The organism is Moritella sp. PE36 (assembly GCF_000170855.1).
Lineage (GTDB): Bacteria > Pseudomonadota > Gammaproteobacteria > Enterobacterales > Moritellaceae > Moritella.
The window spans coordinates 1-3,521 of the sequence record NZ_ABCQ01000099.1 but is presented as its reverse complement, the minus strand read 5'-3'; the positions used below and the strand labels follow the sequence as shown (position 1 = coordinate 3,521).

2 protein-coding genes are annotated in these 3,521 nt (G+C 43.1%); one reads left to right on the top strand and one right to left on the bottom strand.

From position 1 onward, the window contains the following. Positions 1-82 precede the first annotated feature (82 nt). Positions 83-937, bottom strand: a complete 855-nt coding sequence (locus tag PE36_RS23210; RefSeq protein ID WP_043995015.1) for an alpha/beta fold hydrolase — start codon at positions 935-937, stop codon at positions 83-85. A 287-nt stretch (positions 938-1,224) separates the two neighbouring features. Between PE36_RS23210 and PE36_RS23205 the strand changes: the two genes are divergently transcribed. Further along, on the top strand, positions 1,225-3,521 hold a 2,297-nt coding region (locus PE36_RS23205; RefSeq protein ID WP_006034557.1), incomplete at its 3' end, for a helicase-related protein.

Genomic DNA, 3,521 nt, shown 5'->3' with positions numbered 1-3,521 from the left:
CCGTACTCTTCACCCACTTTTTTAATGATGTTGCCAATTGCTGTGTCGTCTAATGGTTTGATTTCTTGAATTTTATAACGCACTAGTTATTCTCCTGTTTTAACCACAGTAGAATATCTTCCCACAAATTATGTTTAAATTTGTCGTTGAAAAAACCCACATGGCCAATTTTTGATGCGTTGACTTCTTTTGGATCAATTAATTTCACATCTGAATTCGAGTTTGGAAAAAAACTGAGTAGCTCTCGTATATTGTTTTCTGGGGCAAGGTTGTCATCAGTAAAACCAATAGAGAGTAGATCTTGCGTAATTTCTTGGTAGCCAGAAAGATTGAGGTTGAATTTTTCACTGAAAAGGTAATCTGACGCTGACATCCACTTTGCCCATTGGCGTATCAATGTTGATGGAATATTTTGGTTTCCGAGTCCCAGTGATTTGGTCGGGAAATCGGATCTTATATACGATATGAAGGGAAACACAACATTTGCAGTAAGCAGTATTTTGATATTGTCAGGAAAAGCCCAACGACGCCAGTAAGGTGCTGATGACGCAATAAAAATTATTTTCTTAAGATTGACTGCAGACTTAGATAACCCTAATATTTGCCCGCCGATACTGTGACCGATAAAGTATACAGGTAAACCTCTACCTTCTGAAAATTCAATGACGGCTTCTATATCCTTTTCTCCCCAATCGGATAATTGCGAACATAAAGCAACGCCATTTTTTTCACTTTGGCTTTCACCCGTTGCGCGATAATCAAAAGTGATAACATTAAAACTATTTTCGGATAAGAACACCGCCAAACGGGCGTAATAGTCTTGTTTTACCCCAATAGCGCTAGCGATAATTATGGTGCCTTTTGGGGTGGCTGAATCATATAAAGTCGTCACAATAGAGGTCTTGTCTGAACATATTACACTGTGTTTTGTAATCATAACTATTAACATCCTGTCCGGTTAGCCTATGCCTAACGTAACACCCTTTTTATTACGATGAACATACATAAATCTTTTATTTAAATGATATATATCTAAGGTGTGCGGAGTGTCAACCAGTCCACATTCATAACGAAATGAATATCAAATTTTGGAACATAAATAAAACTCTTTTTGACTCCTGATGGAGTGAACAGTGAAAAAAGAGCAGTGAAGTTAAAGTTATCTATTTATTGTCATTAATATTATAATTCGCAGCATATTCTTATGTGCTAAATAAAATACCTATGACCACATCTTCAGATATGCAGCAACAACTTCCGATAAATGCGATAAAAACTCAGGTCATCGACACATTACAACACAGTGACATCATCATCAGCGCGGATACCGGTAGTGGTAAATCAACGCACCTGCCACTTTGGGCACAGTCATTAGGGCGTGTATTGGTCATCGAACCAAGACGTATTGCTTGCCTTGCCCTTGCACAATACCTTGCATCACAATCAGCTAGCCCCGTGGGTAAAAAAATAGGGTATGCCATTCGGTTTGATAACCAATACACGCCACAAACTAACGTGGTATTCGCTACACCGGGTGTAGCGCTGCGCTGGTTATTTGAAGATCAGTTGGCGCACTTTGATGTGGTGATGCTCGATGAGTTTCACGAGCGTCGCTGGGATACCGATTTATTGCTCGCGATACTCAATAAGCGAAAAAGCCATCGCCTTATATTAACATCGGCAACCTTAAACAGTGCAAGTTTAGCCAGTTATACTGGCGCACAAGAAATCACGGCTCAGGGGCGCTGTTTTCCAATTGAATCTCGCTATGTGGCCACGGATATGCGATTAATGCCGCACAGCGACAAATTAGATCTACGCGTTAAACAAGCGCTGCATTTAGCCTTGAGCTTAGCGCAATACAATCAGGGTGATATTCTGGTTTTTTTACCCGGCAAAAAAGAAATCCAACAAATAGCCCAAAGCTTAGCGCGAGATGAAGCCTGCAACAGCACGCTCATATTGCCTTTACACGCTGGTAGCGATCAAACGGTGCAACGACAAGCGTTAAACCGTCAACCGCAACGGCGCATCATTCTCGCGACTAACGTGGCAGAAACGAGTCTCACCATTCCCAATATTAGTTGTGTCATCGACTCAGGATTAGAAAGGCGTACTCACCTGCGCGGTGGTAGAACGGTATTAAGCCTTGAACCCATAGCCAGATCGAGTGCGATACAACGCCAGGGGCGTGCTGGTCGTGTCATGGATGGCCTGTGTATTCAACTCTTTGGTGAGTTTGCCCCACTCAAAGCAGAAACACCGGCCCAGATACTACGTGAAGATTTAACCGAAATGGTGCTATCGAGTGCCTGCGCGCAGGAAGATATTACCCAATTGGATTTTATCAATCCCTTGCCTAATTCCTCATTACAACTGGCATTGACCAATCTGCAGCGCATTAATGCGATAGACCCACAAAACCTAGCCACAGCACATGGCAAGCGTATCTATCCGCTGCCTTTGGATAGTCACCTTGCGCACCTGATCTTATCGATGCCAACACCAGCATTACAGCTGGCGATGATCGACTTAGCTGCGGCATTATGTGTTAATCAATCACTCTATCAACTCAGTAACAACGCCCAACAAATTGAAGAATTAAATACCTTGTTACCGAGTTTATGCGATGCGGAGTTATTGATTGCCTGTGTTAGACCCAAGTCTTGTGAACAGCTAATCGAACGGGAACTCGTCATACTCAACAACAGCGCCATTGCCGAAGCCAGACAAAACGCAGCGCAAATCAAACAGGCATTTGACTTGAAGACTGTTGTTGGTTTGAAAACAGCGAACTCAGGACTGGTTGCTTATAATCGGCTGGAGTTGTGCGCTGCAATCGCCAACGCACAGCATGATCTGTGTTTTGTAAAGCGAGAAAAGAAACGGGGTGTGTTAGCCAACGGTTATATCGAGGTCATCCCTGCCAAAAATTCTCGACTGGGCGATGCACCAGACAATAATAGTAACCAAGCGGCGCTGATTTTAAACACCCACGCCATTCCTGGGCGCGGTACTAAAGAAACCAAGACGCTAGCTACTTGCATCATGCCGATGCCACTTGCGACACTCACCAAACTGGGATTCGGCAACATTGAGTGCACGCAACCACGTATTAAAAACAACAAGATCCTCGTCGAGAACAAGCGTATCTACGCCGGACGAACCATAGAGTCACAGCTTGCAAGTCCACCTACAGATCAAATCATCCCGATTTTAACCACGTTGATTGGAGATAATCGTTTATTAAAAGGCCTGCATGACCGACTTGAAATGGATATAAAGGCCTATCAGCTCTATCTCATGTTGAATAGCTCACCACAGAACAAAAAAGTTATTGATGCGCTCCCTACGCCTGCCGATTTTATCCATGATTCACTGGTTGATTTAGGGGTTGAAACGCTGGCTGATTTGACGTTAATTGAAGCTCAAGACATCAGCTTTGAAGGTATACCAGAATGGGAAAGAGCCGATTTTGATCAACGTCATCCACAAGCCATTAAATTGGCGGATATAGAATT

Excerpts from the sequence above, each read along its gene's own strand:
- PE36_RS23210 (WP_043995015.1), bottom strand. The coding sequence starts at position 937 with ATGATTACAAAACACAGTGTAATATGTTCAGACAAGACCTCTATTGTG.